Source organism: Sphaerisporangium fuscum, assembly GCF_018531465.1.
Classification (GTDB): Bacteria; Actinomycetota; Actinomycetes; order Streptosporangiales; family Streptosporangiaceae; genus Sphaerisporangium; species Sphaerisporangium fuscum.
Genome location: NZ_JAHDTF010000022.1, coordinates 170,959 through 188,070, shown reverse-complemented (window position 1 = coordinate 188,070; position 17,112 = coordinate 170,959). Strand labels below are relative to the sequence as shown.

Genomic DNA, 17,112 nt, shown 5'->3' with positions numbered 1-17,112 from the left:
CGATCATTTGATGATGTAGATGGTCGCGAAGAGGCCGATCCAGACGACGTCGACGAAGTGCCAGTAGTAGGACACGACGATCGCGCTGGTGGCCTGCTCATGGGTGAAGCGCTTCGCGGCGTACGTGCGTCCCAGCATGAACAGGAACGCGATCAGACCACCGGTCACGTGCAGTCCGTGGAAGCCCGTGGTCAGGTAGAACACCGAACCATAGGCGTTGGAGGACAGGGTCACGCCCTCTTCGACGAGGTTGTGGTACTCGTACAGCTGCCCGCCGACGAACCACGCACCCATCAGGAAGCTGATGATGTACCAGAAGCGGAGCTTCCGGACCTGACCCTTCTCAGCGGCCCACACACCGAGCTGGCACGTCACACTCGACAGGACCAGGACGATCGTGTTGACCAGCGCGTACGGGACGTCCAGGTGGACGCCTTCAGGCAGCGTCGGCCACGGTTTGTCCTGACCGAGGCTGACCGACCGGATGGTGAAGTACATCGCGAACAGCGCCGCGAAGAACATGAGCTCAGAGGACAGCCAAACGATCGTCCCGACGCTGACCAGGTTGGGCCGGCGGGACGATGGTGCTGTCGTCGTCGTAATTGCGGATGCTGTCGCCACGCCCGACATTATTGCGGCTCTACTGGTCGGGTCGCCGCACGACCCCCCTGTTGGGGACGGGTGAGCCCGGTGAAAGGGCCGATGAGCCTGGAACTACGCCAAGTATGACTGGTCTGGGATTCCGTCGCCAGGGACCGGTAGCATCCATGTGACCATACCTCGTCAATCGATAGTGAGCGCGACCGTGAGCATGAGGGTTCTCGTCTACAGCGACGACGCAAGCACCCGCGAGAAGGTGCGGCTGGCGATCGGGCGGCGTCCCGCCGCCGACGTGCCCCTTGTGGACATCGTGGAGTGCGCGACGCAGCCCGCCGTCATCAAGCACCTCGACTCCGGTGAGATCGACGTCGCCGTCCTCGACGGCGAGGCGGTCCCCGCGGGCGGCATGGGGGTGTGCCGCCAGGCCAAGGACGAGGTCTACGACTGCCCGCCCATCTGCGTGGTCATCGCGCGGCGCGACGACCGCTGGCTGGCCGACTGGTCGCGCGCCGACGCCGTCGTGGCCCAGCCGCTCGACCCGATGGCGCTGGCCGAGGCCGTGGCGGGCCTCATGCGGCGCCGTTCGGCCACCCGCATCTCCTCCCACTGACCGGAGCCCCCATGGACGCGCGCACCAGCTGGCCCGCGCTGCTCACCGCCCTGCTGGCCGGCGAGCACCTCACCGCCGACGAGACCGCCTGGGCCATGCGCGAGATCATGTCGGGGTCGGCCACGCAGGCCCAGATCGCCGCCTTCGTCACGGCCATCCGCGCCAAGGGCGAGACGGTCGCCGAGGTCCTCGGGCTCGCGCGCACCATGCTCGAGTTCGCGACCCCGCTGGCGGTCGAGGGCCCGACGGTCGACGTCGTGGGCACCGGCGGCGACCGCGCCCACACCGTCAACGTCTCGACGATGGCCGCGATCGTGGCCGCCGGGGCGGGGGCGCGGGTCGTCAAGCACGGCAACCGCTCGGCGTCCTCCTCGGTGGGTGCGGCCGACGTCCTCGAACACCTCGGGGTGGTCCTCGACCTGTCCCCGGAGCTCACGGCCCGCACCGCCGTCGAGGCGGGCATCGCGTTCTGCTTCGCGCCCGTCTACCACCCGGCCCTGCGGTTCGCCGGCCCGGTGCGCAAGGAGATCGGCATCCCGACCTTCTTCAACTTCCTCGGGCCGCTCACCAACCCCGCCCGCCCGTCGGCGCAGGCCATCGGGGTGTACGACCGGCGCATGCTCCCGGTCGTCGCCGGGGTGTTCGCCGAGCGCGGCGTGTCGGCGCTGGTGTTCCGGGGCGACGACGGGCTCGACGAGCTGTCCACGGCCACCACCTCCACCGTGTACGTGGTCAGGGAGGGCACGGCCGTCGAGACCTCCTTCGACCCCCTCGACATCGGCGTGCCCCGTTCCGACCAGGAGGCGCTGAGGGGCGGCGACGTCGAGTTCAACGCCAAGGCGGTCAAGGACCTGGTCGGCGGCAGGCCCGGCCCGGTGCGTGAGGCCGTGCTGCTGAACGCCGCCGCGGCCCTGGTCAGCCTCGAGCCCGCCTCCCTCGACCCGGGCCAGGGCGCCCCGGCCGACGCCCTCGTCGGCGCGATGTCGGCGGCGTACGCCAGGGCGGCCGAGGCCGTCGACTCCGGGCGGGCCGCCGAGACCCTCGACCGCTGGGTCGAGATCAGCCGCTCCCACAGGAAGTCCTGACAGACCGCATCATCCCCTTCAAGGGCCGAGGAGAGATCCTCGGCCCATCCGCTGCCTCGACGATCCCGCCCTGGCCGCCCACCCGGCCGAGCACCGGATCCCCCTGGAGGTCGCGCCCACGTCGAACGTGTCCCTGAAGCTCGTGGAGAGCCTGGCCGCCCACCCCGTCGGCGAACTCGCGCGCGCCGGGCTGACGGCCTGGTCAGTCGGCCTCGGTGAAGCCGATGGAGAAGGCCGCCTCGAGGTCGTGCTTGGAGTAGGTGCGGAAGGCGAGGTGGGTCTCGGTGGCGAGCACGCCGGGCACCTTGTTGATGCGCCCGGGGATCACCTCGGCGATCTGGTCGTAGGCCGTCACCCGCACCATCGCGAGCAGGTCGTAGTCGCCCGTGATCGAGTAGACCTCGCTGACCCCGTCGAGCTCGGCGATCGTCTGGGCGACCTCGGCGAGCCGGTGGACGTCCGCCTTGATGTGCACGATCGCGGTGATCATTCGCGTTCTCTCCCTTGAGTACGGTCTCGCCCGACTCTAGCGCCGCCTCCACCACCCGTCCGCCACCGGCCGACGATGACGGGAGACCACTCTGGTCAAGGCTCGTGGTCAGCGCAGGGGGCGGCCCTCGCGGGGCTGGCGGGGCTGGAGGGGTTGGTAGGCGCGGTCGATGCGCTCCTTGAAGCGGGCGGCGCCGCCGGCGGGCAGGCTCCAGGTGCCCTCGACGCGGACCAGGCGCACACCGGGGGAGTCGAGCCAGCGCAGGATGCACTCGGTCTCCTCGGCGCCGGCGGCGGGCAGGGGGCCGGGGCCGGGCTCCACCGTCTCGGCCGTGGCCACGAGGGCGTCGACGTAGGGGACGGGGTGGGCGCCCTTCGGCATGACGCCCGCGGCGGCCAGGCGGCCGTGGCGCACGACGTGGATGTCCCAGCCGCCCTCGAAGGCCGGGCTCGCGGCGATCAGCTGGGGGATCGAGGTGAGGGACCTCAGGCGCTGCATGCGCGCGGCCGTGCGGACGTACACCGCCAGCCGGTCACGGTCGACGGCGGCCTCCTCGTAGCGCTGCTCGGCGGCCAGCCGCTGCATGCGGGCCTCGATCGCCGCGAACACCGGGCCCGGGTCGTGCTCGATGGCGGAGCGGGCGCGCTCGACGTGGCGGCCGTACTCTTCGACGCTCTGGCGGCCCTCGCACGGCGCCCCGCACCGGCCCATCTCGGCCAGCGCGCAGGCCGCCCGCCTGGTGCGGACGGTGATGCGCTCGGTGCACTGGCGGATCGGCACCGCCTCGTGCAGGGCGGACCGGGCGTCCTCGGCGGCGCGCGCCGAGGTGAACGGGCCGAGGTAGGAGGCCTGGTCGGCCTTCACCTCGCGCACGATCGACAGCCGGGGGAACGGCTCGTCGGTGAGCTTGAGCCAGACGACCTTCTCGGGGAAGCGGGAACGGCGGTTGTAGCGCGGCTTGGTGGCGCCGATCAGCCGGAGCTCGCGCACCTCGGCCTCCAGGCCGGTGGCGCACACGATGGGCCTGACCCGCTCGGCGATGCCGATCATCTCGCGGATGCGCGGGCGGGTCTCGCTGGCGGTGAAGTAGGACCGCACCCGCTGCCGCAGGTCGCCGCTCTTGCCGACGTACAGCGCCTCGCCGCGCTCGTCCTCGAAGACGTAGACGCCGGGGGCGCTCGGGATGCCCGTGGCGAGGTGGCGCTTGCGCTTCTGCTCGGGGGTGGGGGCGCGCACGAACCCCTTGAGCTCCTCGAGGGTCTGCACGCCGTAGGCGCCGACCCGCTCGATGAGGGCGTGCAGGACGTCGACGGTGGCCTTGGCGTCGGCCAGGGCCCGGTGGCACGGCTCGGTGGTGCTCCTGAAGACCCTCGCCAGCGTGGACAGCTTGCAGTTGGGGACGTCGTCGCGGGTGAGGACGCGCCGGGCGAGGTCGGCGGTGTCGACGACCGGGTTGGCGGGCGGAGGGTAGCCGTGGGCCTGGCAGCCGGCCTTGATGAACCCGACGTCGAACGGGGCGTTGTGCGCGACCAGCGTGGTGCCGCGGATGAACTCCAGGAACGACGGGAGGACCTGCTCGATGCGCGGCGCGGCGGTGACCATCACGTCGGTGATGCCGGTCAGGACGGTGATGAACGGCGGGATGGGACGCCCCGGGTCGACCAGCGTGGCGAACTCGCCGAGCACCTCGCCGCCGCGGACCTTCACCGCGCCGATCTCGGTGATGGCGTGCTCGGCCGATGACCCGCCCGTCGTCTCCAGGTCGAAGACGACGAAGGTCACCTGGTCGAGCGGCGTGCCCAGCTCGTCAAGCGTTCCCTGAACCCCGATCTCCACGAGCATGACCATACGAGCGGGGTCCGACAGTTCCCAGGGGGCGGGCACGGGGAATCCGGCGGGGCCGATCTCCGGCCGTGATCGAATCCCATTTCGTTCCTGGTCGTTGTACAGCGTGTGCTCGGGATGTACGGGGGCGTGCCGGGCCGTGCGGCCCACGGGCCGTCCGTTCACCGATCTACTCACGGGAAAGACAGGTATGCGCAGGTCATCGGCATTGATCACATCGCTCGCCCTCGCGGCGGGGGCCCTGGTGGGGTACTCCGGCCCGGCCGCGGCGGCCACCCGCCGGGCCGCTCCCGGGCAGGCCGTCCGGGCCGCCGCGCCGGCCGCGGGCGCCTACGTCGGTGTGAGGTATCCCACGGCGATCAGGCGGGGCGGCTTCATCACCTACGACTACCGGGTCAAGCACCTGCGCAGGCTGGAGTCCGACGCGGTGGTGATCGTGGCGTTCCTGCCGAGGAACACCCCGTCCAAGGTGCGGTTCCTCAGCAAGCCGGCGCACTCCTCGTGCGGGTACTACAGCTCCAGGGCCTACTGCGTGGTGCGCCTCACCGGTGCCGACGGCTTCTCGGCGCGGCTGCGGGTCTGGGTCAAGTACAAGTACGCCGGCAGGTACAGGACCGACCACTACGCCAGGGCCGTGAACTTCGAGTCCGGCCTGAGCACGCGGGACTACGTCGAAGAGGTCACCCGCGGCGACCTGATGGCCAGGTCGAGGACGACCATCTACCGGCGCTGACGGCGCGGCGCCCGGCCTCGCGGCCCCCGGCGTGGCGGGGCCGGGCCGCCGGGTCGGCTCCAGTAGCGGCCCGACAGCATGCTCTCGATGGTGGCGCGGTGCATCACCAGGTCGTTCGGATCGTCCGGCATGGGCTGCTCGCCGAAGTGGATCCGGCGCTGCCAGACCCGGGCCATGATGATCCCGTGCCGCAGCGCGGCGTACATCTCGTAGAACTCCATGTCGCGGGGCTCGTGGCCGGAGAACGAGCGGTACTGCGCGCAGACGTCCTCGCGGGTCATGAAGTCCGGCAGGCCCGGCAGCCCCATGAAGGTGGTGACGTCCTGGAAGAACCGGTGCAGGAAGATCATCCAGGCGATGTCGATCTCGCGTGGCCCCACCGAGGCCATCTCCCAGTCGAGCACCGCCACCGGGACGAAGTCGCGGTACATGATGTTGCCGATGCGCGCGTCGCCCCAGCTGATCACGTCGGGGGACGGGGTGGCGGGCCAGTGGTCCTCCAGCCAGGCGAAGGCGTCCTCCAGGATCGGGACGGGCCGCGCCGCGTGGGCCCACGCGTAGTACGCCTTCTGTTCCTCGACGTGCCGCCGCAGCGCCGAGCCGCCCGGCGGGCCCTGCCGCGGGAAGGCCGGCCCGGCGGGCGCGCCGTGCAGCCGCGCCAGCAGTTCCACCGTGCGTTCCTGCAGGCGCGCGCGGTCGGCGGGGGAGGCGTCGAGCAGCCAGCCCTCGAAGGTGTACGGCGGCACGTCGGGCGGGACGTCCCCGCTCACCCGTTCCATCACGAAGAACGGCGAGCCGAGCGGCTCGGGGTCGGGTTCGGACCACAGCGCGCGGGGTGCCGGGACGCCGGCCCGCTCCCGGGCGAGCCGCATCACCTCGAACTGCTCGACCATGTCGTAGCGCGGGAAGACCGGCACGGCCTCGGCGGCGGGCGCCATTCTGGCGACGCAGTCCACTTCGTGCTCGCCGTCGCCGTCGGACCAGGCGGCGGTGAAGAAGAGGGTCTCGCTCGACAGGCCGTTCGCCGAGGGGCGGGACGGCGGCGACACCCGCACGCCGGTCGCGCCGGGCAGCCGGCCGGCGAGCCAGGCGCGCAGACGCTCGCGGAGTTCGCCCAGGTCACGGGTGGAGGTGCGCATCTCGTCGCGCTGGACGTCCGGCCCGGCCATCGGCTGCCTCCCTCATCCGGATGGCACAGTCGTATACCGCCGACCAAGCGCTTGCCCATATGCCGTTCACCGGCCGTCCACCCGCCCCGCCGGGCCCCGCGCCCGCGCGGAAAGCCCCTCCGGGCGCGGCGACAGGGCCCGAAGCGCCCTGACCACGAACGCGTCGGCCGTACCCTTATCGGATAGACGGAATTTGAATGGACAGTCAGCTAGGGGAAGACGGATGAGCTCAGCCGGAGAAGGCCTGTCTCGCCCGCTGCCCGAGCAGGTCCGCTTACACGTCGTGGAGCTCGCCGCCCAGGTGCTCGGCACGATGCCGCCCGCCACGATCCCGCCGCCGCTGAAGGGCATCGCGAGGTTCGACCCGCGCAAGCGCGCCCGGCTGGGCAGCGCGCCGATCGCCACGCAGCTGGAGAGCGACAAGGAGTTCCGCGAGATCGTCGCCGAGGCGCTCAAGGAGGCGTGGCCCGAGCTGGTCGCGTCCCTCGGGGAGGGCAACGTCCCGCCGGCGGCCGAGCCGGTGCTGGTGGCCGCGGCCGCCTACCTCACGCGGCCCCCGGGCTGGCCCGAGCTCGTGGAGACCGCCCGCGCCGACCTCGAGCAGGCCGCGGCGGCCGCCGAAGGGAGCGCCCAGGAGCAGACCGTCGCCCGCCTGCGCGAGCAGCTCGCCACGCAGAAGGCGGCCGCCAAGGAGGAGACCGACCGGCTGCGCGAGCAGCTGAAGGCGTCCCGGGCCGAGGTCGCCGACCTGCGGCGCAAGCTCCACGACGCCCGGGAGCGCACCCGGGTGGCCGAGGAGCGCGCCGTCGAGCTGCAGGCTCTGGAGCAGGAGGCCAGGTCCGCCGTCACCTCGGCGGCGAGCTCCGCCGAGAGCGAGCTGCGCAAGCTGCGCGAGCGCCTCACCGACGCCGAGCGGCAGCTGGAGGCCAGCCGCCGCGCGGCACGCGAGGGACGCAGCATCGAGGACGCCCGCATCCGCGTGCTCCTCGACACCCTGCAGGACGCCGCGGCCGGCCTGCGCAGCGAGCTCGGCCTGCCCGTCGCCATCAGCAGGCCCGCCGACTCGGTCAGCGCCGTCACGCCCGGACGTCCCTCGGTGCGCGCGGTGCCCGCCCGTGCGCTCGCCGACGACGACCCGGCGCTGCTCGACCAGCTGCTCGCCATCCCGCAGATCCACCTCGTCGTGGACGGCTACAACGTCACCAAGACCGGCTACCCGTCGCTGACCCTGGTCGACCAGCGCTCGCGGCTGCTCACCGGGCTCGGAGGGCTCGCCGTGCAGACCCGCGTCGAGGTCACGTGCGTGTTCGACGGCGCCGAGCTCAACGGACCGGTGCAGGTGTCGGCGCCGCGCGGCGTCCGCGTGCTGTTCAGCGCGCCGGGCGAGATCGCCGACGACCTCATCAGGCAGCTCGTCCGGGCCGAGCCTCCCGGCCGGGCGGTCGCCGTGGTGTCCTCCGACCGCGAGGTCGCCGACTCGGTGCGCCGCATGGGGGCCCGCCCGGTCCCCTCGACCCTGCTGCTGCGCCGGCTCGGCCGTTCCTGAGGGCCGCCCGGCGTTCACGTGTGGGATGCCGGGTGAAACCCTGCTTGTCGTATTGAGACCAATTCCCGCGGAAAAGGTGCCTGTAGCAGTAGGTCTTCTGTAGGATCACCCCCCAGGTTGTCTCACTTGTCTCACTTGAGGGGGCTGTCGTCCCAGTGGTCGTGCGTGGCATCCGGGGAGTCGGTCGGGTACCGCTGATCACCGGTCTCATCGCCGCTGTCGTTCTGACTCAGGCAGGCGGTGCCGAGGCGAAGCCGAAGCCGACCATCGCCCAGACCAAGGCGCGGCTGGAGAAGCTGAACGCCCAGGCCGACAAGGTGGTCGACAAGTACAACGCGGCCAACGAGCACTGGAAGAAGGCCAGGAAGGCCTACAACGCCCTCAACGGCGACCTGAAGGACCAGCTGGCCACGATCGAACGGCTGCGCTCCGGCCTGGTCTCGGTGGCCGTCAACGCCTACCAGTCGGGCGACATGCTCTCCTGGCCCAGCCTGGCGAGCCAGGAGGACCCCGAGGCGCTGCTCAGCGGTCTCGCCTCCGTCGACCAGATGGCCGCCGGCCGTTCCCGCACGCTGGCGGAGTACGAGAACGCCACCCGAGCCCTGAAGGGGCAGCGCGACAAGGCCAAGGGCGCCTACGACGACGCCGTCCAGATCCTCCAGGAGCTGCGCCGGCAGAAGAAGGACGTCGAGAAGCTGGTCGGTGAGCAGGAGCGGCTGCTGCGCAAGCTCAACCAGTTCAACCCCGGCAACCCCAACAGCCCCGGCATCAAGTACGACGGCCCGGCCTCCGGCAACGCCCGCACGGCCCTGCAGTTCGCCTTCGCCCAGGTGGGCAAGCCGTACCGGTACGGCGGCACCGGACCGGGCGCCTGGGACTGCTCGGGCCTCACGCAGGCGGCCTGGCGCGCGGCGGGGGTGAGCCTGCCCCGCACCGCGGCCGAGCAGTACTCCTGGGGCGCCTCGCGCCGGGTGCCGCTGAACGCGGTGCAGCCGGGCGACCTGCTGTTCGCCTCCGGTCTCGGTCACGTGGGGATGTACGCCGGCGGCGGCAAGATGGTTCACGCGCCCCGCACCGGAGACGTGGTGAAGGTCGTGCCGCTGTCGTCCTACCACGGCATCTTCGCCGCCGTCCGTCCCTGATCCGTCACCGCTGCGGAGCGGCGGGGAGGTCCCGCTCGCGGCGCAGCGGGCCGGCGAGCAGGATGAGCCCCGTCAGCGTCAGCGCGCCCGTCATGATCCACATCGTGGCGCGCGTCCCCAGGGCGTCGCCGAGCGCCCCGGCGAGCACGGCGCCGAGCGGGATCGTCCCGTAGTTCAAGAACTGCATGCTCACCGACACCCGGCCCATCAGGGCGCGCGGCGTGTACGCCTGGCGGAAGCTCGACTTCAGGACGTTGCCGGCGACCACTCCCGCGACGACGACCAGGCCGCCCACGAGCACGAACGCCAGCCCTGGCCCGGGGGTCGCGAGCGGGATCAGCAGCGCGAACGGCGCCCCCAGCAGCTCGCAGGCGATCAAGGCGCGGGCGCTGCCGAACCTCCGGGCGAGGAAGGACGCGCCGGCCGCGCCGGCGACGCCGCCGAGGCCGGTGGCCGCGCTCAGCAGGCCGACCGCACCCGGGCTCACCCCGACCTCGCGCACCAGGAACACCACGAGGATGGACTGGTAGCCGACCAGGGCGAGGTTGCTGGCGGCCCCGAAGAGGGTGAGCACCCTCAGGTAGGGGTCCCGCGCCGTGAAGCGCAGCCCCTCGCCGATCTCCCGCCGCAGCGTGGTGGCGCGGCGGACGCGCGGGCGGGGCGCTTCGCGCGTCCTGATCGCGAGCAGGCACACCGCCGACACGAGGAAGGTCACGGCGTCGGCGAGCAGCCCGGTGACCGTGCCGAACGCCTGCGCGAGCAGGCCGCCCGCGCCCGGGCCGGCCACCTGGACGGCGGACTCGCTTCCCTGGAGCTTCGCGTTGCCCTCGCGCAGGTCCCCGTGAGCCACGACGGTGGGCAGGTACGCCTGGTAGGCCGTCTGGAAGAACACCTTGGCCGTGCCGGCGAGCAGGGCGACCACCAGCAGGTGGCCGACCGTCAGCACCCCCCACCAGGCGGCGGCCGGGACGCTGACGAACAACAGGAACGACACGGCGTCGCAGGCGAGCATCACGGGCCGCCGGGGGAGGCGGTCCACCCACGCCCCGGCGGGCAGGCCCACGACCAGCCAGGGCAGCCACGTCACCGCCACGAGCGCCGCCACGACGAAGGGGCCCGCGTGCAGCGTCGTGACGGCCACCAGGGGCAGGGCGATGGCCGTGAGGGAGCTGCCGAAGCCGCTGGTGGTCTCGCCGATCCACAGCAGGCGGAAGTCGCGGTCCCGCAGCAGCCCGCCCCGCCTGCGGCGCACCGGGGCCGAGGGCCGGCCGGGCGAGGCGGGGAGGGCGAACGTGAGGTCGTCCGGCGAGGTGGCGGTCCCGGGCGGCGTGCGGACGGACGCGGCGCCGGTCCCGGGCGGGGGAGTGGCGGTGTCGTTCACGGCCGGCCCGGGACGCCGAAGGCGAAGAAGAACACCGGGTCGCGCCGCTGACCGTCGTCGGGCACCTCGCGGTCCGACCACTGCTGCACGATCGCGAGGACCTGCCGTTCGAGCTGGGCCAGCTCGTCCGGGGTCAGGCGCAGCCAGTCGGAGGTGGCGAACGGCGCGCCCCGCCACGCCGCACGCTCCTCCTCGTCCGCCGCGTACCAGGCGCGTACGAGGTTCACGTGGTGGTCGAGGTTCAGTGACTCGGCGGCGCTGGCGATGGCGGCGGAGGCCGGGTCGTCGCCGAAGTCGGAGGTGGCCCAGCGCACCTGCGTGGAGGTCAGCCGCCACCAGCGCTCGCGGCGGTCACGGGCGAGCTCCGGCGCCTCCTCGATCAGCTCGCCGGCGCCGAGGACGCGCAGGTGGTGGCTGACGTTGGCGACGGCCTGCCCGGTGCGCTCGGCCAGCATGCTGGCGGTGGAGGGGCCGTCGACCTTCAGGGCGTCCATGAGACGCCGCCGCAGGGGGTGCGCGAGCGCGGCGAGCACCTTGGAGTCGGTGATCTGGCGGACGCTTCTCTCTTCCATGATCCGGACTCTGGCATATGCAAGGGATGTTGTGCAACAGTTCTTGCGGAACATCTCTTGCGCGATGGCCAATCTCACAGATCTCGTGTTCCGCGGCGTCCCGGCGTCGCTTGGTGTAGGCGCGCGTCCGCCCTGGTCGGGGACCTGTTCGTGCCTCCATGCGTCCCTGGATCAAGGTCACGTCGACGGGGGCGCCGTGCCCGGCCGCGGGGTTCGCCGGCGCCCGGGTGCGCGGCGGCCGGTGCCGGGCGGGGTCGAAGACGGGTGTGACTGATGTGACTGATGTGACTGACGTCCCCTGCCGTTTCGCATTGTGTGAGACGAATCACATTCCGGTAACGGAAAACCACCATATGCAGCGGGTTTTCGCGAACGATCAATACAACTGATCAAGGTTCCGAAGGTCACGCCTTTGCCACGATTTTGCGAACTGTGTAACTTCTGGGCCGCGGCGAGCACGCCATGCCGTCGCGAGCAATCCGGCGGTGATCAAGCCGGTGCGTGCAAAACCATCCAATGGTCACCGTCGTCGACTCAGGCGCGAATCAGGACCGCGACGAGGCGGTGACCTGCCGAATCCGTGCGGCAAGGAGCACGGAGCCGGGGACCCAATCGATCCCGAATTCGGGATCAGGGGTGAATCGGTGCCGTCGGCACCGTAGGGCGACTTCCATGCCCGAATCCGTCAGCTAACCCGGTAGGCGTGAGTGGAAGAACCTAGGAGCGATCCTGTCCAGCAGTACCGAAAATCCCTGTCTGTCGCGCTTTGCCCGCCTCTCCCTCGGCGGGGTCGTGCTCACCATGACGGCCTCCGTCGCGACGGGCGCGATGCAGGCTCCGGCGGCTGACGCCGCGACGGCCGCCTCCACCGAGGTCTCCACCGAAGTGACCACGGCCGCGAGCGCGGCCACGGTCAGCAAGGCGAAGACCTCGGCCAAGCTCACCAGGGCCGCCAAGCAGCGGATCAAGGCCGTCACGGCCGTCTCGGTGGCCAAGAAGCAGATCGGCGACCCGTACCGCTGGGGCGCCAGCGGCCCCGGCTCGTTCGACTGCTCCGGGCTCGTGATGTACGCCTGGCGCAAGGCCGGTGTGAAGCTCCCTCGCATCGCGGCCAGCCAGTTCCGCTCCGTGAGGAAGAAGATCTCCTGGAAGAACCTCAAGCCGGGTGACCTGATGTTCTTCTACGGTCTCGGCCACGTCGGCATGTACGTCGGCCACGGCAAGATGATCCACTCCCCGCACACCGGGGCGCGGGTGCGGATCGACAAGCTGAACGGCTACCGCAAGGCGAGCTTTGTGGGAGCCGTCCGCCCCGGCGCCTGACCCTCGCGGGCCACCAGGGACTCCCCAGGCAGCGCATTCCCGGGAAGCTCCCGGCCCGCGGACCGGTCGGGCACCGGCCCCGAAGGCCCCGTCCACCATCTCCCCCGCAGGTGGGCGGGGCCTTCGCGTGCCCGCCCCACGCCCGGTCGCGCCGGCCGGGCGCCGCCGCGAGTGACGGCTGCAAGGTAGATTGCCCGCATGCGCGCCGTCTCGCTCTGGGCCGTACTGGCCGGGCTGCTCGCCGCGCTCACCGGCCCGCCCGGGGGCCGTCCCCCCGCGCCGGCCGGCACCGGAACGGACGACCTGCGGCGGCGGGCGGACGCGGTGGTCCGCCACGATCCCGACATCTGGGCCGGAGCCCGCGAGGCGCGCGGGAGGCGCTCCCTGGTGATCGGAGGGCCGCGGGCCGACCCCCGGGACCTCGCCGACATCGCCCGCAGAGCCGACCGCGCGAGCGGGATCGTGGCCGGCGTCGCCGGCGCCGTACGATCGCCGGGGCCCGCCGAGACCTTCCTCCACCCGCTGATCCTCGTCCCGGCGACCACCGGGCAGGCCGCCAGGCTCGCCGCCCCCACCGCCGTGAACGGGCTCGCCGCCGTGGCCGGAACCGACCGCGTGGTGGTCGAGCCGGGATCGTTCGCCCGCCTGTCCGCCACGGGACGCGACGTCGTCCTCGCGCACGAGCTCACCCACCTCGCCACGGGGGCCGCCACCGACGGGCGCACGCCCAAGTGGCTCGTCGAGGGGTTCGCCGACTACGTCGGCTACCTCCGCGCCGGCGTTCCCGTGCCCGTCGCCGCGGCGGAGCTGGCCGCCGAGGTGCGCGCCGGACGGCCGCCGCGCGCGCTCCCCGGGCGCGACGCGTTCGCCCCCGGCTCGGCCCGGCCGGCGCAGGCCTACGAGGAGGCGTGGCTGGCCTGCCGGTATGTCGCGGACCGCTTCGGCGAACCGGCCCTTGTCTCCCTCTACCGTGAAACCATGCGAGAAGGCGCGCCGGCCGCGTTCGCCCGCGTCCTCGGCACGACCGAGGCACGGTTCACCGACGGCTGGCGGGCGTACGTCCGGAAGTCGCTCTCGCCGGCCCCATGATGGAGAGAAGCGGGAGACCGACGACGTGGCCGGGAGACGGTTGAGACGATGGGCGATGTGACCGGAGTGGCCGGAGAGGCCGGGCGCGGGGAGCGCGCCGGCGCGGGAGCGCGCGCGGCGGGCATCGCGCTCGTCGTGCTGGGCGTCGCCCTGGCGGCGGTCGTCGCGGTGACCACGCCGTGGCACCCCCTGCCCGAGGGCGCCCCGCCCGTCACCTCCGACCCCGCCCGCGACTTCACCGCCGCGCAGATCGCCCGAGCCGAGGCGTTCGACACCGCCGTGAGCGTGCCGGCGTACCTGTCGCTGGCGGTGTCGCTGGCGTTCGCGGGCGCGCTGGTGCTGACGCCGTTCGGAGCCCGCGCCGCGGCCCGCCTGAAAGGGCCGTGGTGGGCCCGCACCCTGCTCGCCGTGCTGGCGATCTCGGCCGTCAGCCTGCTGCTGAAATGGCCGCTGGGCATGTGGTACGAGACCCGGATGCGGGCCTACGGGCTCTCCACGCAGGACTGGGCCGGCTGGTCGGCCGACCGGCTCAAGAGCTTCGGCGTCCAGACCGTCATCACGGCCATCATGGTGCTCGCCGTCGTGTGGCTGGCCCGCCGCGCCCCGCGCACCTGGTGGATCCCGGCGGCGGCCGGGGCCTTCGTGCTCACCGTCGTGGCCTCGTTCGTCTACCCGGTCGTGGTCGAGCCCCTGTTCAACAAGTTCACCCCGCTCCCCGAGGGGCGGCTGCGCGCCGAGCTGATCGCCATGGCGAGCCGCGACGGCGTGCCGGTCGAGGACGTCCTGGTCGCCGACGCCTCCCGCAGGACCACCGCGCTCAACGCCTACGTGTCCGGTTTCGGGGCGACCCGCCGCATCGTGATGTACGACACGCTGCTCAAGGCCCCAGAGAACGAGGTCGAGCTGGTCGTCGCCCACGAGCTCGGGCACGCCAAGAACGGCGACGTCCTCTACGGCACGCTGGTCGGGGCGCTCGGCGCCGCCGCGGGCGCCTGCCTGCTCTTCCTCGTGGTCTCCTGGCCACCGCTCCGCCGCCGCACCGGCGTCCCCGCGGTGGGCGACCCGCGGGCCGTCGGCCTCCTGCTGGGCCTGATGAGCCTCGCCACGGTGCTCTCCGGGCCCGCGCAGAACGTCGTCAGCCGCCAGATCGAGGCGCGGGCCGACGTGCACGCGCTCGACCTGACCCGCGACCCCGTGACGTTCGTGGCGATGCAGAAGCGCCTGGCGGTCACCAACATCTCCGACCCGTCCCCGAGCGCCTTCGACTACTTCATGTACGCCTCCCACCCGACGACCCCGCAGCGTCTGTCCCTGGCGCGGTCCTGGGCCCGTGCGAACGGGCTGCCCTCGCCGTGACGACGGCGCGGAGCGGCGACGGGCACGCGAAGACGCTGATCGTGACGAACGACTTCCCGCCGAGACCCGGCGGGATCCAGGCGTTCGTGCACGGGCTCGCCGCGCGCCGCCCGCCGTCCTCGGTGATCGTGTACGCCCCGCACTGGCGCGGCTGCGAGGAGTTCGACGCGCGGCAGCCGTATCGGGTGGTGCGGCACCCGACCTCGCTGATGCTCCCCGTCCCCGGCGTCGCCCGGCGGGCGGCCGCGCTGGTGCGCGAGGAGAAGTGCGAGGCGGTGGTGTTCGGCGCCGCCGCGCCGCTCGGCCTGCTCGCCCCGGCGATGCGGCACGCGGGCGCGCGCCGGGTGGTCATGCTGACCCACGGCCACGAGGCCGCCTGGTGCGGGGTGCCGCCGGCGCGCCCGCTCCTGGCGAGGATCGGCGCGCACGCCGACACCGTCACCTACCTGGGCGACTACACGCGTGAACGGCTCGCGCGGGCGGTTCCGGCGTCCAAACTGGTACGGCTGGCGCCGGGCGTGGACACTGAGGTGTTCCGGCCGGGGGCGGGCGGCGCGAAGGTGCGCGCGTCGCTCGGCGTCGGCGACCGGCCCGTCGTGGTGTGCGTCTCCAGGCTCGTCCCGCGCAAGGGACAGGACACGCTGGTCCGCTGCTGGCCCGCCGTGCTGCGCGCCGTACCGGACGCCGTGCTGCTCCTGGTGGGCGGCGGCCCCTCGCGAAGGGCGCTGGAGCGGGCCGTCGCGGCGCGAGGGCTCGGCGACTCGGTGATCGTCACGGGGTCGGTGCCGTGGGGCAGCCTGCCCGCCTACTACGACGCCGGGGACGTGTTCGCCATGCCGTGCCGCACGCGCCTGGCGGGGCTCGACGTGGAGGGGCTCGGCATCGTGTACCTGGAGGCCTCGGCGACCGGGCTGCCGGTCGTCGCGGGCGACTCCGGCGGGGCGCCCGACGCGGTGCGGCACGGCGAGACCGGCCTCCTCGTCGACGGCGCCGAGCCGGGCGAGGTCGCCTCGGCGCTGACGGCCCTGCTCGAGGACCCGGACCGCGCCCGCGAGATGGGACGGCGGGGGCGGGCCTGGATCGAGCGGGAGTGGCACTGGGACCTGGTCGCCGCCCGGTTCGCGGACCTCCTGCCCCCGCCCGCCACCGGATCCGGCTGACCCCCGAGCGGTCCCCGGGTCGCCCGCCGCACGACGGCGCCGGGGAGAAGCGCACCGGGGAACAGTGCGGGGCCTAGCGTGTGGAGCCGAGTTTTCTGGAGATGCGGGCGGCCGTCTCGGCGACCAGAGGGCCGAGGTCGCGCACGCGGGCGGCCGTGATGCGGGAGGTCAGGCCCGAGACGGAGATCGCGGCGATCACCGCGTCCGCGTGGTTGAAGATCGGGGCGGCGACGCAGCGCACCTCGGGTTCGTTCTCGCGGTCGTCCACGGCGTACCCCCGCTGCCGGATGCGGTGCAGCTCGGCCCGCAGGCGCGTGCCGTCGGTGATCGTGAACCGGGTGACGAACGGCATGCCCGCCGCCACGACCTGCTCGACGTCCGCCTCCGGCTGCCAGGCGAGGATGGCCTTGCCGACGGCCGTGCGGTAGGCCGGGGCGCGGCTGCCGACGCGCGAGGCCATGCGCACGTTCGTCTCGTTCTCCACCTTGTCGATGTAGACCACGTCCGGCGCGTCGTACACCACGAGGTGGACCGTCTCCCGTACCTCGGTCATCAGCCGGTGCGACTCCTCGGCGGCGACCGTGCGCAGGTCGAGCGTGGCGAGGTAGGCCTGGCCGAGCAGGAGCGAGCCGTGCCCGAGGCGGTAGGCGCCGGTGCGGCGGTCCCGTTCCAGCAGCTTGGCCTCGATGAGGGGGGCCGTCAGCCGCAGCACGGTGCTCTTGGAGACCTCCAGTACGTCGGCCAGGCGGGTCAGCGAGAGGCCCTGGGAGGCGCCGGCGTGGTCGCGTACGTGCTCCAGCACGGCCAGGGCGCGGCGCAGCGAGGTCGACTGGTTGCGTCCCTCGGTCACGGGCGCCTCATCCGTCATCGGGGTGATCGAACACGCTGGACAAAGTAGGGCAACGTGGGGGTGCGGTGCCATTCTGCACCACAAGATTCCGCATTGCACAACAAATCGGGCTTCCTCTTCCCGCGCTCGCCGGGCCGTTCCTATGGTCTGCCGCCAAGGAG

General features: G+C 72.7%; 16 protein-coding genes, 1 pseudogene and 1 riboswitch. Of the genes and pseudogenes, 10 read left to right on the top strand and 7 right to left on the bottom strand.

Going from position 1 to position 17,112, the window contains the following annotated elements; translation table 11 throughout:
- Positions 1–3: 3 nt before the first annotated feature.
- On the bottom strand, positions 4–630 hold the full coding sequence (ctaE, locus tag KIK05_RS27485) for an aa3-type cytochrome oxidase subunit III (protein WP_214413736.1): 627 nt from the start codon (positions 628–630) through the stop codon (positions 4–6).
- Positions 631–811: 181 nt separating this feature from the next.
- Here ctaE and KIK05_RS27480 point away from each other — a divergent pair, with 181 nt between their 5' ends.
- The 3 genes and pseudogenes from KIK05_RS27480 to KIK05_RS49450 form a co-directional block, all read left to right on the top strand.
- Entirely contained in the window at positions 812–1,210 is a 399-nt protein-coding gene (locus KIK05_RS27480) for a response regulator transcription factor (RefSeq protein WP_214413776.1), read from the top strand.
- 11 nt (positions 1,211–1,221) lie between these two features.
- A complete protein-coding gene (gene trpD, locus KIK05_RS27475) occupies positions 1,222–2,295 on the top strand; it encodes an anthranilate phosphoribosyltransferase (RefSeq protein WP_214413735.1) in 1,074 nt (357 codons plus the stop codon).
- 46 nt (positions 2,296–2,341) lie between these two features.
- Positions 2,342–2,479, top strand: a pseudogene (locus KIK05_RS49450) (adenosine deaminase); the annotation flags it as partial.
- A gap of 18 nt (positions 2,480–2,497) precedes the next feature.
- Here KIK05_RS49450 and KIK05_RS27465 read toward each other — a convergent pair.
- Both KIK05_RS27465 and KIK05_RS27460 read right to left on the bottom strand, forming a co-directional pair.
- On the bottom strand, positions 2,498–2,785 hold the full coding sequence (locus tag KIK05_RS27465; protein WP_214413734.1) for an Lrp/AsnC family transcriptional regulator: 288 nt from the start codon (positions 2,783–2,785) through the stop codon (positions 2,498–2,500).
- Positions 2,786–2,893: 108 nt separating this feature from the next.
- Positions 2,894–4,627: a DEDD exonuclease domain-containing protein gene (locus KIK05_RS27460; protein ID WP_214413775.1), complete on the bottom strand. Its 1,734-nt coding sequence runs from the start codon at positions 4,625–4,627 to the stop codon at positions 2,894–2,896.
- Positions 4,628–4,838: 211 nt separating this feature from the next.
- On the opposite strand from KIK05_RS27460, the gene KIK05_RS27455 reads away from it, so the two are divergent.
- Entirely contained in the window at positions 4,839–5,363 is a 525-nt protein-coding gene (locus KIK05_RS27455; protein ID WP_214413733.1) for a hypothetical protein, read from the top strand.
- Here the strand turns inward: KIK05_RS27455 and KIK05_RS27450 are convergent.
- Positions 5,351–6,532, bottom strand: a complete 1,182-nt coding sequence (locus tag KIK05_RS27450) for a phosphotransferase family protein (RefSeq protein WP_214413732.1) — start codon at positions 6,530–6,532, stop codon at positions 5,351–5,353. The two genes, KIK05_RS27455 and KIK05_RS27450, sit on opposite strands and share 13 nt — an antisense overlap.
- 223 nt (positions 6,533–6,755) lie before the next feature.
- Here KIK05_RS27450 and KIK05_RS27445 point away from each other — a divergent pair, with 223 nt between their 5' ends.
- Both KIK05_RS27445 and KIK05_RS27440 read left to right on the top strand, forming a co-directional pair.
- Positions 6,756–8,078 (top strand): NYN domain-containing protein, encoded by a 1,323-nt coding sequence (locus KIK05_RS27445; protein WP_214413731.1) that lies wholly within the window; start codon positions 6,756–6,758, stop codon positions 8,076–8,078.
- A gap of 161 nt (positions 8,079–8,239) precedes the next feature.
- Positions 8,240–9,220: a C40 family peptidase gene (locus KIK05_RS27440; RefSeq protein WP_308250144.1), complete on the top strand. Its 981-nt coding sequence runs from the start codon at positions 8,240–8,242 to the stop codon at positions 9,218–9,220.
- Positions 9,221–9,224: 4 nt separating this feature from the next.
- Here the strand turns inward: KIK05_RS27440 and KIK05_RS27435 are convergent, their stop codons facing one another.
- Positions 9,225–10,601 carry an MFS transporter gene (locus KIK05_RS27435; protein WP_308250143.1) on the bottom strand — a complete coding sequence of 459 codons (1,377 nt, stop codon included), beginning with the start codon at positions 10,599–10,601 and terminating at the stop codon, positions 9,225–9,227.
- The gene (locus tag KIK05_RS27430) at positions 10,598–11,173 is read right to left on the bottom strand and encodes an ArsR/SmtB family transcription factor (RefSeq protein ID WP_214413729.1); all 576 of its coding nucleotides are present in this window, start codon (positions 11,171–11,173) and stop codon (positions 10,598–10,600) included. Before KIK05_RS27430 ends, KIK05_RS27435 begins: the two co-directional genes overlap by 4 nt.
- A gap of 560 nt (positions 11,174–11,733) precedes the next feature.
- Positions 11,734–11,892: riboswitch (cyclic di-AMP (ydaO/yuaA leader) on the top strand.
- 82 nt (positions 11,893–11,974) lie between these two features.
- Here KIK05_RS27430 and KIK05_RS27425 point away from each other — a divergent pair.
- From KIK05_RS27425 to KIK05_RS27410, 4 genes are all read left to right on the top strand, one after another.
- On the top strand, positions 11,975–12,496 hold the full coding sequence (locus tag KIK05_RS27425; RefSeq protein WP_250563508.1) for a C40 family peptidase: 522 nt from the start codon (positions 11,975–11,977) through the stop codon (positions 12,494–12,496).
- Between the two features lie 198 nt (positions 12,497–12,694).
- Positions 12,695–13,585 carry a gluzincin family metallopeptidase gene (locus tag KIK05_RS27420; protein ID WP_214413728.1) on the top strand — a complete coding sequence of 297 codons (891 nt, stop codon included), beginning with the start codon at positions 12,695–12,697 and terminating at the stop codon, positions 13,583–13,585.
- 48 nt (positions 13,586–13,633) lie between these two features.
- Positions 13,634–14,941 carry a M48 family metallopeptidase gene (locus KIK05_RS27415; RefSeq protein WP_214413727.1) on the top strand — a complete coding sequence of 436 codons (1,308 nt, stop codon included), beginning with the start codon at positions 13,634–13,636 and terminating at the stop codon, positions 14,939–14,941.
- Positions 14,938–16,101, top strand: coding sequence for a glycosyltransferase family 4 protein (locus KIK05_RS27410; RefSeq protein WP_308250142.1), 1,164 nt, complete (start codon positions 14,938–14,940; stop codon positions 16,099–16,101). The genes KIK05_RS27415 and KIK05_RS27410 overlap by 4 nt, the downstream gene beginning before the upstream one ends.
- Positions 16,102–16,174: 73 nt before the next feature.
- On the opposite strand, the gene KIK05_RS27405 is transcribed toward KIK05_RS27410, so the two are convergent.
- Positions 16,175–16,969, bottom strand: a complete 795-nt coding sequence (locus KIK05_RS27405; RefSeq protein WP_214413726.1) for an IclR family transcriptional regulator — start codon at positions 16,967–16,969, stop codon at positions 16,175–16,177.
- Positions 16,970–17,112 lie beyond the last annotated feature (143 nt).

Bases quoted from the DNA above. Each gene is read 5' to 3' on its own strand.
- ctaE (WP_214413736.1), bottom strand. From the start codon at position 630: ATGTCGGGCGTGGCGACAGCATCCGCAATTACGACGACGACAGCACCA.
- KIK05_RS27480 (WP_214413776.1), top strand. From the start codon at position 812: ATGAGGGTTCTCGTCTACAGCGACGACGCAAGCACCCGCGAGAAGGTG.
- trpD (WP_214413735.1), top strand. From the start codon at position 1,222: ATGGACGCGCGCACCAGCTGGCCCGCGCTGCTCACCGCCCTGCTGGCC.
- KIK05_RS27465 (WP_214413734.1), bottom strand. From the start codon at position 2,785: ATGATCACCGCGATCGTGCACATCAAGGCGGACGTCCACCGGCTCGCC.
- KIK05_RS27460 (WP_214413775.1), bottom strand. From the start codon at position 4,627: ATGCTCGTGGAGATCGGGGTTCAGGGAACGCTTGACGAGCTGGGCACG.
- KIK05_RS27450 (WP_214413732.1), bottom strand. From the start codon at position 6,532: ATGGCCGGGCCGGACGTCCAGCGCGACGAGATGCGCACCTCCACCCGT.
- KIK05_RS27445 (WP_214413731.1), top strand. From the start codon at position 6,756: ATGAGCTCAGCCGGAGAAGGCCTGTCTCGCCCGCTGCCCGAGCAGGTC.
- KIK05_RS27430 (WP_214413729.1), bottom strand. From the start codon at position 11,173: ATGGAAGAGAGAAGCGTCCGCCAGATCACCGACTCCAAGGTGCTCGCC.
- KIK05_RS27425 (WP_250563508.1), top strand. From the start codon at position 11,975: ATGACGGCCTCCGTCGCGACGGGCGCGATGCAGGCTCCGGCGGCTGAC.
- KIK05_RS27420 (WP_214413728.1), top strand. From the start codon at position 12,695: ATGCGCGCCGTCTCGCTCTGGGCCGTACTGGCCGGGCTGCTCGCCGCG.
- KIK05_RS27415 (WP_214413727.1), top strand. From the start codon at position 13,634: ATGGGCGATGTGACCGGAGTGGCCGGAGAGGCCGGGCGCGGGGAGCGC.
- KIK05_RS27405 (WP_214413726.1), bottom strand. From the start codon at position 16,969: ATGACGGATGAGGCGCCCGTGACCGAGGGACGCAACCAGTCGACCTCG.